Source organism: Leptospiraceae bacterium (assembly GCA_016708435.1).
Classification (GTDB): Bacteria; Spirochaetota; Leptospiria; order Leptospirales; family Leptospiraceae; genus UBA2033.
Window position 1 is genome coordinate 243,795 of record JADJFV010000005.1, and the last position, 12,937, is coordinate 256,731.

8 protein-coding genes and 1 pseudogene are annotated in these 12,937 nt (G+C 35.3%); 6 read left to right on the forward strand and 3 right to left on the reverse strand.

Going from position 1 to position 12,937, the window contains the following annotated elements; translation table 11 throughout:
* Positions 1-4: 4 nt before the first annotated feature.
* The gene (locus tag IPH52_11175) at positions 5-535 is read right to left on the reverse strand and encodes a hypothetical protein (protein MBK7055597.1); all 531 of its coding nucleotides are present in this window, start codon (positions 533-535) and stop codon (positions 5-7) included.
* A 284-nt stretch (positions 536-819) separates the two neighbouring features.
* On the opposite strand from IPH52_11175, the gene IPH52_11180 reads away from it, so the two are divergent.
* Entirely contained in the window at positions 820-2,013 is a 1,194-nt protein-coding gene (locus IPH52_11180) for a PLP-dependent transferase (protein MBK7055598.1), read from the forward strand.
* Between the two features lie 3 nt (positions 2,014-2,016).
* On the opposite strand, the gene IPH52_11185 is transcribed toward IPH52_11180, so the two are convergent.
* Complete coding sequence (locus IPH52_11185; protein ID MBK7055599.1) at positions 2,017-2,787, reverse strand: glucose 1-dehydrogenase; 771 nt, start codon at positions 2,785-2,787, stop codon at positions 2,017-2,019.
* A gap of 3 nt (positions 2,788-2,790) precedes the next feature.
* Positions 2,791-3,510, reverse strand: coding sequence for a four helix bundle protein (locus tag IPH52_11190; GenBank protein ID MBK7055600.1), 720 nt, complete (start codon positions 3,508-3,510; stop codon positions 2,791-2,793).
* Positions 3,511-3,988: 478 nt separating this feature from the next.
* Between IPH52_11190 and IPH52_11195 the strand changes: the two genes are divergently transcribed.
* From IPH52_11195 to IPH52_11215, 5 genes and pseudogenes are all read left to right on the forward strand, one after another.
* Entirely contained in the window at positions 3,989-5,257 is a 1,269-nt protein-coding gene (locus IPH52_11195; GenBank protein ID MBK7055601.1) for a beta-ketoacyl-[acyl-carrier-protein] synthase family protein, read from the forward strand.
* 102 nt (positions 5,258-5,359) lie between these two features.
* Positions 5,360-6,322: a ketoacyl-ACP synthase III gene (locus IPH52_11200; GenBank protein ID MBK7055602.1), complete on the forward strand. Its 963-nt coding sequence runs from the start codon at positions 5,360-5,362 to the stop codon at positions 6,320-6,322.
* 169 nt (positions 6,323-6,491) lie between these two features.
* A pseudogene (locus IPH52_11205) lies at positions 6,492-11,814 on the forward strand (AAA family ATPase).
* Positions 11,815-12,007: 193 nt separating this feature from the next.
* Positions 12,008-12,556 (forward strand): hypothetical protein, encoded by a 549-nt coding sequence (locus IPH52_11210; GenBank protein MBK7055603.1) that lies wholly within the window; start codon positions 12,008-12,010, stop codon positions 12,554-12,556.
* 2 nt (positions 12,557-12,558) lie between these two features.
* A complete protein-coding gene (locus tag IPH52_11215; GenBank protein MBK7055604.1) occupies positions 12,559-12,933 on the forward strand; it encodes a DUF1987 domain-containing protein in 375 nt (124 codons plus the stop codon).
* Positions 12,934-12,937: the final 4 nt, after the last annotated feature.

The following is a 12,937-nucleotide window of genomic DNA, read 5'->3' on the forward strand; positions in this document are numbered from 1 at the left end:
AAGTCTACTTATTGTTAATGATTCTTGCTGTTTTCTTAGGATTGTCTATTAATTCGATTACGCCATTTTCATAACGGTATGTGACTGGTGAAAAGGTAAGAACAGAGTCAAAAGTAAATGTTACTTGTTCGCCATTATCCTGAACATCTGGAATATCATTGCAATTGCCTATTTCGGGGAATGTTTTAAACTTTCCATCTGCGTTGAGGGTAATCACAAGAAACTTTGCAGGACATTCTGAGTTGTCATCAAAAGATTCTACTGTAAATAAAAACATATCAGTTGAGGCAAGTTGAATGATTTGATTGAGTTGGACTAATTGAAGGTTTGCCGATTCGTATACATCGTCATTTTTAAAAATAATTCGTTTTACTAATTTTCCGTCTATGATCTGATCGAACATTTTAAATTCACCAAAGCGAGAAGAGATTAGTTCGAATTCGTCTGGAATAAATTTTTTACGGCAGCCATCTATAAAGAGACCTGTTGCTAATATTAAAAATAAACTTATTAAATATCTATGATAACGTTTCATAAAATCCTCTTTATTTATGTCCAATTAATACTTTCTAAAATATGAATTACTTTCTCATAATAATATTGAATCGTAGAAAAGGCAAATCATTTTCCCTGTATACATTATATTTCGACTCATTTAAACCTGAATATTAAACACCTCCTTTATTATTTTTACTTCTAGATTTAATTCTTGATAGTCAATATAATAATGGCTTTACTAGAGTTTATGAAAATAATACTTGATTCAAGTGGAAGTAAAAACATTTTCCTCTAGTGTAAAATTTGAATAGGACGATTGAAATGAGCAAAAACCGTTTTGAAACAAAAGCACTCCATACTGTTGTGAAGAAAAAAACTGATTCTAAATTTGATATATCTACTTCTTATACCGAAATGCGCTTTCCTGTTTTCTCCGAAACAGAAATACAAAAAGAGACTTATGAGTCTTACTCGGAAGCTAATAGCCTTTTTCCCAACCAAAATCTATTGCAACGGTTTTGCGAGATTGAGAATTTTCAAGATGGAATTTTTTGTTCTTCTGGTAATATTGCAATTTATCAAACGATACTAGCATTAACGAATAGGGGAGATCATATTTTAATTTCTAAAACTTGTTCTCCACTGATTTTAAAGATAGTTACAAATCTTAAAGAAAAAATGGGAATCAAATTTTCATTCCTAGATTTATCTAAACCCCAAAAGTGGAAATCGCAAATCAATCAGAAGACAAGACTTTTGTTTATAGAATCACTTTCCATTCCAAGTCTACAAATTCCAGATTTGAATTTACTCAGTAAATTTGCCAAGAAGCATTCCTTATTATTTGCACTTGAAAATTCTTATTGCACACCTTTCCTTCATATGACTTCTGAATACGGTGCAGATTGTGTTGTCTATTCGGACTCCGTATATTTAGATGGACAAAGCCGATTATCCGCTGGAGTTATTATTGGAAAAAGAAAACTAATTGATAAAATTAGAAAATTCAGTATTGAACAGGAATCAGTCATTTTACCTTTTCATTCCTGCCTTTTAGAGCGCGGTTTAGAAACGTTAGCCCTTAGAATGGAGAAGCATTCAACGAACGCATTAAAAGTGGCTGAGTATTTAGAAGGGAATAGCGTATTTCAAAAAGTGGTATATCCATTCTTACCATCCTATCCTGATTATAAAATCGCTTTAAAGCAAATGAAATTCGGTGGAAGTATGATTAGTTTTTCCATGGAAGGAGGAGTTGTTCGAGGACGCAGGTTTATTGAATGTCTAAAGAAATTTTCGAACCCGTCTCAAGCAAGCATAAGAACGACTATTTTACACCCGGTGTCTACTACCCATTTGACTCTACCTGAAAAAATCCGATTACAAATGGGTGCTAGGTCTAATTTAATTCTTCTCTCTGTTGGTCTTGAGCATATCGATGATATTCTCCAAGAGATAGAGCAGGCAATTTCTGATTCTAAGATTGTAATTAAATTATATAAGAAGGAAAGCTAAGATTTACCTTGCTGTATATCCACCGTCAACAGGGAGAGCCACTCCAGTAATGAAACTAGCCTCGTCAGAGCATAGCCAAACTGCTGCCTTTGCGATTTCTTCTGGTCTGGCGAGTCGATTCATTGGGTGAATTCCTTCAAACTCAGATCTCGCTTCGGCTGGATTCGGACTAGCCTTAAAGAGTTTTTCAATCATTTCTGTTTCGATGCCACCGGGACAGATTACATTGATTCTAATTTTTTTCTGCGCAAATTCTAACGCAGCACTTTTTGTAAGCCCAATAACTCCAAACTTGGAAGCACAATACGGGGTTAATAATGGATAGCCGACTAATCCTGATGTTGAGGCGATGTTTACAATCGAGCCCCCATTGGTGTTTTTTTCCATTTCTTGCAATGAATACTTTGTAAGTAAAAATGTGCCTCTAAGGTTAATAGCAATTACCTTGTCCCATTTTTCCTCATTATAATCCTTAATTGAAACACTGGCACCACCAATGGCAGCATTATTAATTACGAAATCCAATTTTCCAAAACTCTGAACGGTTCTTGCAACGAAGATCTTTACATCTTCTGTCTTACTCACATCTGCGGTGGTAAACAAAGCTTTTACTCCTTCCTTTTGAATTAACTCAACTGTCTCTAAGCCTTCCTTTTCTCGACGACCACAGATAGAAACATTCGCTCCTTTTTTGGCGAACTCAATCGCTATTGATCTTCCAAGACCTGATGTAGCTCCTGATATAATGGCAACTTTTCCTTCAAATGTTTTCATTGATTACTCCTTTTTTGTATTGGCTAATGATTTAAAATGTTTTATAATAAGATCATTTAGAACATTCAGTTCATTGATTATCTGACCAGTATCTGCATACCCAAGATCGTTAGCCAAAATTAAATAATAACGAAGTTCCTCAATGTAGCCTCTACATTTAGCTAGAAATCTTTTTAGTTCTTCTTTTTCTTTTCTACTTATTCCTTCCATAATACAAAGAGGTAGAGATGTAGCTGATTTGCGGATACGCGATGTAAGGTTATCGATTTCGTCTTTCGGAAAATTTTTAGTGAAATTATAAATCTTTACAACAAGTTTATGAGCTTCTTTCCAAACGAGGGATTCATTTTGTACGGATAAGCCTTGTTTGCTGGTATTATTTTCTTTTTCAAATAGGGATTTGAATTCACTTGGAATTGGTACTACTTTTTTAATGGAATAGTCGAAAAATAAAACTCTAATTTTTATAAAGGCGACAGGAATTGTTTCATTATTCTTAGTCATTCTAAAATTTAGATCAAAAGCTTTTTCAGTAAAATTATCCGGTGCCACATCAATCTTGACTGCATCCTTATACAATAATTCTCCTTGATAAGCTATATTGGCGTTTGCAAAAATAACACTCTTTTCTTTTAAATTTAATACATTGTATTTATAATGTTCAAAGAAGGCCAGGTAAGCCTCCATTACAATGTCTAGGATAGTAGCAAAAGAAACATGCACGTCCAAACTTAGATCAATTCTTCTTATTGGTATTTCTATTGAGAATGGGTAATTGGTTGGCATTTCAATTTTGGGGGCATAGAAACTCCTGATGAGACATAACTTAATTTTACTTTCCGAATTAGCAACTTATTTTTTAAGACTGGTTTCTTTTTTTTAAAAGATTAGTCAATCTAACCAAATGTATATGTATGATTTAACTCAAACGAAGTTGTTGTTTTGTCTCTAACCAATATAATTTTAATCTAGAAGCTATGTTCGAGCCGAATTCGGCTCGAACATAGCTTCTAGATGGCTTCTATCTGGCATTTACTTTATAACTACTCGTGTTGGCACTTTGCTGAGTATACGAAACATGACAAAGCAGTTTTTTAAAAACCAAGTTTGTGATTATAAATGAAAAATATCTTGACTAAACTATTCCAATAGGGTAACTCAAAATACATATAGAAAATCTGAAAAAGGCAGAGGTAAAAAAATGCCCAAGAACCAAAGAGTTGTTATAACAGGAATCGGCACCATTTTGCCGAATGCATTCGATCTAGAAAGTTTCTGGGATAATCTAAAGAATGGAAAATCTCAGATTGATTATTTGACTCGTTTCCCTACCGATGATTTTGCGATTAAAGTAGGAGCCGAGGTGAGAGACTTTGACTATAAAACTTTTCTCCCGAATCTTGATCCCAAGCTAGCAAAGAATTACAATCATGAGACGCTTGTTCTCATGGCAGCTATGGAGCTTGCTCAAAAGAATGCAAAACTAGAAAAAGACACCTTAGATCCAACCAGAGTTGGATTCATTGATTCTTCGTCTAGATCTTCTCTTGCATGGTGGGAACATGCTTGGAAGAGATACACTGAATTGAAGGATGATTCAGTCTTTGATCGATACGCTGTGCTAACTTCTATGGCTTCGAACCCGACTAGTCTTACTGCCATCAATAGCAATATTCAGGGATTTGTTACAACTATCTCTGCTGCTTGTGTCGGAGGGCATCATGCCATTAGCCTCTGCTTTCAGGCAATTCGTAAAGGGCGCGCTGATGTTATGTATGCAGGTGGGCATGAATTTCCGCTCATTAAACCACTCATGCAAATGTATTCTGACCCTCAGAGTCGGGTCATGTCTCTCGAAAAGGAAGATCCTAAGAATGCTATTAGACCCTATGATAGAAAACGAGATGGATTTGCGTTAGGCGAAGGAGCAGCCGTCTTATGTATGGAAAGCTATGAGCATGCCAAAGCCCGCGGTGCAAAAATATATGCTGAAGTTTTGGGAACACTGAGTTATAATGAAGCTGACCATGCGATGAGAATGGATATTACCGGAAAGAAAGCTGCCTCTGGAATTAAGAAGCTAATTCAAATTAGTAAAAGAACTTTAGAAGATGTGGATTATTTTTGCGGTCACGGAACGGCAACTTATACAAATGACCTAGCGGAAGGAAGGTCAATGAAATTATTATACGATGGAGTTCCTAAAGAGAAGTGGGCACCACTCGGATCCATTAAACCAATCTATGGACATACATTCGGAGCTGCCGGTATATTAAATGTAGCCGCTACAGCTCTTATGGTAGACAATCAAACTCTTTGTCCTACTATTAATTTGAAAAACGTAGATCCGGAATGCGAACAAGATCATATACCTGAAGGTCCAAGGGAGGCTAAGATTGATTTTGCGATATCACTTGCCTTTGCAATTGGGAGTCAATCTTCCTTTATTTCATTGGGCTCTGTTGATTAAAAGAGAGATTGATTTTTCGCTTTTAATTAGGTTGAAAAACCGATAAGAATTCTAGATTCTTAAATTAATGCGTTATTTTTTTAAAATAAAAGAGGAGAACAAATGAAACTTAAAACAAATGGAATACAAATTACAGGTTACGGAGATTATTACCCTGAGAAAATTTTAACGGACGAAGAAATCCGTGGAAGATTAAAATATCCTGAAATGCATGCAGCAGAAAAAGCAGTTATAGGTGATATTGGAGTCACAAAAAGACATAGAGCAAACGAAAAAGAAACTTCCGTCTTTATGGCTTCCAAGGCTTGTGAGATGGCAATGAAAAATGCCGGTGTGTCACCAGAGGCAATAGACTTATATTTATTTTGTAATTGGACAGAGAGATATTATTTGCCAGACTTAGCTCCGCAAGCATCCCTTCTTAATGGAACTAAGAATGCTTTGGCTTTCGATTTAGGAACAGCATGCACTGGCTTCGTCCACGGAGTCCAAACAGCAAGTTGTTATTTACAGACTGGTAAGTGGAAGAAGGCTTTAGTCGTGGGTGCTGAGAGATTTTCAGAAAGAACAAAAAAAGGTGGTTACGGAGAATTTACCGCTGGAGATGCTGCTGCGGCAGTAGTAATGGAATATACAGGAAATACAGATACGGGTATCATTGATACTTGCTTATTTGATGTTGGAAGTTTAATCGAAGTAATCACATGCAACGCACCTGCTGGGTTAATTAAGAGTTACCCGGATTTAGTTACAAATGCGGCTGATTACACTTTGAAAGCAATTGATCTATTGATGGAAAGAAATGGATTGACCGAGTCGGATATCAAATGGGTTGTTCCGCATCCAGGAACAGATATCGTTGTAAAAGATGTATTGAAGCGCACTAAGATTCCAAAAGAAAAGTATCTAATGAATTTTCCAAAGATGGGAAACGTTTCAGCTGCTTCTATTCCAACTGTTTTGGCTGAGTATTACAACAATGGAACAATCAAGAAAGGTGATGTAATTTTAACTCCGGCAGTCGGTGGTGGTTTTTATTGGGGAGGAATTCTTTACATCGCATAGATAATATTGGGGCTTGGGGCGAAAGTCCCAAATCCCCGATAGGGATAATACCCTTTTTCCTACGGAAAAATATTACATCAAAAAAATAAATTGCATGACAAATTAATATTTAGCAACATAGTTCTTTAATCTGCAAATAGATTCGCGACTTTGAGGATTTTGTTTATTTATGCAAGTAATTGAAGGCTATGAAGTTAAAGAAAAGATCAACACCAATTCGGATATAGAAGTTTATCGGGCAATAGACAAATCTGATAATAAACCAATCATCTTAAAAAGCATTCCAATTCACAACGAATTTCATTCATCGATTATAAATCTCAAAAACGAATACGATATTCTGAAATTTTTATCTTCCGATTTAATGGTAAAGGTTTATTCCTTCCAAAGATATTCTAATGGATTTTTATTAGCGTATGAAGATACAGGTGGAATTTCTTTAAAGCAATATGCCGATGGAAAAAAATTACCACTTGATGTTTTTTATTTAATCGCAATTCGCTTAGCAGAAATTCTTTCCGAGATTCATCGAAAAAAAGTAATCCATAAAGATATTAAACCAGAAAATGTAATTATTAATCCCAATACAATGGATGTGAAACTCATTGACTTTGGAATTTCAACTCGACTTTCTAAAGAAGAAACAAAATGGACGGCGGCTAATGTTCTAGAAGGAAGTATACAATATATTTCTCCAGAGCAAACAGGTCGAATGAATCGATCTGTAGACTATCGAAGTGATTTTTATTCTCTAGGGGTTACTTTCTATTTAATGCTCACAGGAAAACTTCCTTTTGAAAATACAGACTTACTAGAATTAGTTCATGCGCATTTAGCGAAAACTCCTGCTTTGCCACATGAGGTGGATGCAAGTATTCCAATTTCAATTTCTACAATCGTTGGTAAACTTATGGCAAAGACGGCAGAGAATCGCTATCAAACTGCACTTGGTCTTAAATATGATTTAGAATTGGCACAAAAAGAAGATCCTTCTAAATTAATAGAAATTGGTTCCAAAGATTTATCAGATGAATTTAAAATTACGCAAAAACTATACGGTAGATCAGAAGATATAATAAAACTTATCGAAACATTTTCAGAAGTTCATGAAACGGGCATATCTAAGTTAATGCTAATTTCTGGATATTCAGGCGTGGGCAAATCATCGTTAGTCAAAGAAATTAATAAACCAATCACAGCTTCTAAAGGGTATTTTTTAAGTGGAAAATACGATCAATACAATCGTAATTTACCATTTAGTGCTATCATTCAAGTATTTACAAATCTTATTCGTTTGTTTTTAACAGAAAGTCCAGAGAGTATAGATACATGGAAAGCAAAAATAGTAAGTGCTCTTGGTTCAAATGGGAAAGTAATAACAGACGTTATCCCCGAATTGGAATATATCATCGGAGAGCAGCTACCAGTTGCAGAGCTAGGATCTCAAGAAAACTCAAATCGTTTTTATTTAGTCTTTCAGAACTTTATTAAAGTATTTGCTAATATGGAACACCCACTTGCAATCTTTTTGGATGACTTGCAATGGGCGGATTCTGCATCCCTTGGATTGATTAAAAATTTGATGTTGGATTCATCCATGAGATATTTGTTTCTCATGCTTGCTTACAGGGACAATGAAACAGATGGAAATCATCCATTCACAATCATGCTTGACTCTATCAAGAAAGAAAAGTTCGAAGTAGGTTTGATTTATTTAAAACCTCTTTCCGAGGAGAATGTAAATGAAATGCTACGGGATAGTTTATTCTGCAAGTCAGAAGAAGTTGCTCCTTTGGCAGAGCTTGTTTTTCAAAAAACAGGTGGAAATCCATTTTTTATTACAGAGCTTTTAAAACAGCTTACAAAGGAAGAATCAATTACCTTTGATTACGATCATGGAAAATGGCAATGGAATATTGAAAAGATTAAATCTACTCGCATCTCAGAAAACGTTGTGGAATTATTAATTGGTCGCATCCAAAAGCTTTCTGAGAAAACGCAACATATCTTGAAACTTGCATCCTGTATAGGGAATAACTTTGAATTAGCCACACTTTCTTTGATTAACAATGCTTGGCCCCAAGACACTAAGAGAGATTTGGCTGAAACAATCAAAGAAGAATTAATCTATCCTGTTGGAGACAACTACCGATTAGTCGATTCAATGGGTACTGATATTAAAGACATGCGTCGTAATTATGAAACAGCTAAAAAAATTGCCTACAGATTTCAGCATGATAGAGTTCAGCAGGCAAGTTATGAACTAATTGGGGAATCAGAGAAAAAAGCACTCAGGTTGAAGATTGGAAGGATTCTCTTAAAGAGCGAAGGCTGGGAAGAAAATCTATTTGATGTGGTCAATCATCTCAATATTGGTTCTGATTTAATTACAGAAGAATCTGAAAAGAAGCAGTTAATAGAGCTTAACCTACAAGCAGGTAAAAAAGCCAAGAAATCTACTGCTTATAAACCTGCGTTAGAATATTTAGCGCAAGCACATACTATCATGAATAATTTAGGATCTTTCTGGGAACGATACTATGACTTATCTTTGGTTGTGCATCGAGAATTGGCTGAAGTGGAATACCTAAATGGAAATTTTGAAAATTCAGAGCGGTTAATTAACAATATCCTCGAACATGCTAAAACTGATATTGAAAAAGGAGAGATATATCGTTTATTAATTGTGCAGTATACATTATCCGCTAAGTATCCTCTCGCAATTGATGCACTAAAAAAATCCCTTGCTCCATTTAATATTTTTCTTCCTGATAGATTAGGATGATGCAATTAGAAAAGAAATGGATTTTAAATCTTATCTTTAAAAAGCAAAAAAGTCGAATCGTTAGCAGATGAGCCTGAGATGATTAATCCTGAAAATATAATTGCGATTCAGATTTTAACAATTACTATTCCTACATCCTATATTATTCAAGTCCAGAGTTTTGGACAGTCCTCGTCCTTAAAGCAGTCAACTCTATATTTGTTAAATATGGCAATGTCGTGGAAACTTATGGTTATTCGTGTTATGGCATTCTTCTTGCCGCCAGCGGAGATTTTAAGTTGGGGTATGAGTTTGGCAAGTTAGCTGTTACAATTAGTGATAAGTTTAAAAATAAATCAGAAAAATGTAAAGGCAGTAATGTATTTGCCAATTTGATTCATTCGTGGGTCTATCATATTAAGAATACTGTTGAAATCAATGCAGACGGGTTTAATGCAGGATTAGAGTCTGGAGAATTCCAACATGCCAGTTATATCTCATGAATGCTTCGTTAATTTATTTTTTATTCGGGAAAAATTTAAATCAATTGCAAAATGAAATGCAAAGATGTTACATTTTACACAGAAAGTAAAAATAACCTTGCGATTGATACAATTATTGGTAGAGATAATTGATAAGAATCTTTCAGGCAAGTTTAGAATCTGAAATTTTAATTTCGAAACAATGGAAGATATATAATTTTTAGAAATTGTAATTCAACATCAAATTATGTTGTCTATCTGCATATATAAAATTATGCAATCTCAGATTTTTTTTCTTTATGAACGATTTGAAGATGCATTGCGGAAGCTCGAATCAGCCTGCATCGTTGCATTTATAGTAGGGTTACACCCTATTGCAGAGCATAATTTCTATTATTCTCTCATTCTCTGTGCGATGTACAAATATGCAAGCAAAGAAGATAGAATTAAATATATGGAACAAGTGAAGTCCAATCAAAAGCAAATGAAGATATGGGCAGAGAGTTGTTCTGAGAATTTCCTTCATAAGTATTTATTAGTAGAAGCAGAGATAGGACGAATTGAATACAAAAACTGGAAAGCAGCCAAGCTATATGATGAGTCTATTCAGGAAGCGCGTAAGAATGAGTTTGTGCAAAATGAAGCATTAGCGAATGAATTGGCTGCAAAGTTTTGGTTAAAGAAGAAGAATTATCGATTTGCTCAAAATTATTTCTTAGAAGCCTACAATTGTTATGAAGGTTGGGGTGCGATTCGAAAGTGCGAAGACTTAAGAGAGAAATATCCTAATTTCATTACAGAGCAGAAAATTCCCTATGACTTTAGTAAGACCTTATCAAGTACTATGTCTATCTCGACACAGACAGGAAATGGTTCTTCTACTCAACTGCATACAACAAATACTTTGGACTTGCAATCGGTATTAAAAAGTTCTTCTGCGATCTCTGGCGAGATTAAGATTGAAAGCTTATTAAATAAAATTATGAGTATCGTGATAGAGAATGCAGGGGCTCAGCGTGGAGTATTGTTATTAAAGAAGGATAAGAAACTCTATGTGGAAGCAGAAGGCTCTATCTCTTCAGAAGAAGTGAGCGTAATGACTAATATCCCCATTGAGCAGTTTGCGGACATTGCAAGTTCTGTTGTATACTATGTAGAAAGAACGAAAGAAAATCGTGTTTTAATCAATGCCGCAAATGATGAAAAGTTCAATAAGGATTTGTATATTTCTAAGAATCAAATCAAATCTATTTTATGTGCTCCGATCATGAAGCAGGGTGAGTTAACGGGAGTGTTGTATTTAGAGAACAATCTATCTACCGGTGCATTTACGGCAGACAGATTACAGGTAGTCAATGTGCTGTCCTCGCAAGCTGCTATTTCTATTGATAATGCGCTACTCTATGCAAACATGGAGCAGAAAGTAAAAGATAGAACAAAAGAATTAGCAGAGACTAATGATAAGTTGGCGGAGAAGAACCAGCATATAACGGATAGTATTAATTATGCGAAGACCATTCAGGAAGCCATTCTACCATCTAAGACTGCGATTGGAAATTCTCTGAGAGATTTCTTTATTCTGTTCAGACCGAAAGACATTGTCTCTGGCGATTTTTATTGGTTTACTCATTTTGAAGGTTACACCTTTATAGCCGCAGTGGATTGCACGGGACATGGAGTTCCCGGTGCTTTTATGTCAATGATTGGTAGTTCCATTTTAAATCAAATCGTGAAAGAACAACGTATATTAGACCCAGCACTTATCTTGAAGCATTTGAATAATAATGTACGTCATGCGCTAAGACAAGACGTAAAAGAAGATGCATCTCGTGATGGAATGGAAATATGCTTTTGTCGAATCAACGATTCTGGAGACGAAGCAGTGTTTGCCGGTGGTCATAGGACGCTCTATATGATACGAGGAACGGAGCTTATTTCTATTAAGGGAGATAAAGAATCCATCGGCGGAAAGCAGAAAGAAGAGCGTGTATACACAAATCACGAGATTAAAATAGAGAAGGGAGTTCGCACGGTGATTTATCTCACCACGGATGGATTCCAAGATCAACCAAGCCCTGAATGGAAAGAAAATTGGATCAAAGGGATTGCAAGAAATGATTCAAAAGCATTATTCTGTATCAGGCTTAGAGCAGAAGAAGTTGTTCGAAGATGGACTTGATGCCCATACTCAAAATAATTCCGAGCCTCAACGGGATGATATCACTCTGATTGGAATTATCTTGTAATTTTTAGGTTTTTAAGGGAAAGAGTTTATTGGGATTGACTCAAAAAACTATTTTGGCATAATGCAACTATTCATTTGGCTTCTAGGCTTCTTGGTCAGGGAATACTTGGGTTTTGGACTAAGTTCGAGTAACCAAAATCAATGTTAAAGATATTATTGACAATAATACAAATTTTAGGTTAGTGTAAATTCTTATGAATGAAAGTGGTGGACTATACAACCAGTATCTCGAAATTAAAGATCACAAGATACTCGTCTCATTTAAAGGCGCGATATCTCAGGAAGTCTTAACCGAATTCGGTACTATGATTAAATCTTCTTTGAGTGCCGAAACTAATACTAAGCGTATCTTTGCTGTATTTGTTGAGCTTGCTCAAAATATAGTCCATTATTCTGCCGAACAGCAGCCAAATGCAAATGGGCGAGCAGGCGTAGGAATTATAATACTTAGAGAAAAGCAAAACCTATTTTTTCTAAGTTCAGGGAATATGGTTCCCAATGAAAAGGTAGAAAAAATTAAAGCAAAGTGCGAGAAAGTAAACGCAATGAATAAAGATGAACTCAAGGCATATTATCAAGAGTTAATTCGTGGTGAACGTCCTCAAGATGGAAGCCGCGGTGCTGGACTTGGTCTTGTTGATATTGCACGTAAATGCGATAGCCCTATTGAGTGCACCGTCGATCGTGTAGATGACGAGATATCATTTATGACTCTTTCTGTATCTTTTAAAAAGGACATTTAATAATGGATAAAATTCTTATACAAAAAACCAAAACCTCACCGGAAATCATTATGGATTTTGAGAGAGGTATTCTAGATATAATTGGTGAGTCTTATCCTGAAAATGCAGTCGGATTTTATAAACCTGTATTTGACTGGCTAAACTCAGCTACTAGTGCCAACATTCCGATAACTGTAAATTTTCGCTTAGATTATTTTAATACAAGCTCTTCCAAGTGCGTGATAGATATTCTTGATATTTTAGATAAATACCATGGAAACGCTGGAAAGGTTTCTGTTAAATGGTATTATAAAGAAGATGATGACGATATGCTAGAAACAGGTGAAGAGTTTTCTAGTGATATTAAAGTTCCTTTTGAGCTTCTTTCCTACTCCTAGCTCT